The organism is Vibrio sp. 2132-1 (assembly GCF_033344315.1).
In genome coordinates this window covers 1-594 of record NZ_JAWPON010000575.1, presented here as the reverse complement: position 1 = coordinate 594, position 594 = coordinate 1, and the positions used below count along the sequence as shown (strand labels likewise).

The following is a 594-nucleotide window of genomic DNA, read 5'->3' as shown; positions in this document are numbered from 1 at the left end:
AGCCCTTCTCAATTGGTGCAAGACGCTCGTCGTCACGGCGTCGAAGTTCTGCCTATCTGTGTCAATCCTTCCTATTACCAACATCATTTGATTCAACGCCCCAATGGCCGACTTGGTGTGCAACTGGGCTTTCGATTGGTTAAGGGCTTTAATGAGGAAAGCGCGACTCGCTTAGTCGAACGACGACCAAAAACGGGCTATCACTCAATACAAGAGGTCAAACAAATCTTGAGAAGTCGTCGTGATATCGAATTATTAGCTTCTGCAAATGCCTTTCAGATCTTATCGGGTAACCGTTATAACGCACGTTGGGCAGCGATGGATTCACTGTCCGATTTGCCTTTGTTTCATCATATCGAAGAGCCAAGCGTTAGCTATCAAGCACAGCCATCTGAATATGAAAGCCTTATTGAAGACTATGCCAGTACAGGTCTTTCGCTGAATCGGCACCCAATTACTCTGCTAGAAGAAGCGGGAATACTTCCTCGTTTTACGCGTATGAAACAATTGGTTGATAAAGAGCATAAATCGCTTGTGACTGTGGCAGGTGTCGTCACCGGAAGGCAGTCCCCAGGCACTGCAGCAGGCGTTACA

At 47.1% G+C, this 594-nt stretch carries 1 pseudogene; it reads left to right on the top strand.

The features are described 5' to 3' along the window. Positions 1–594: pseudogene (locus R8N47_RS26740) on the top strand (error-prone DNA polymerase); the annotation flags it as partial.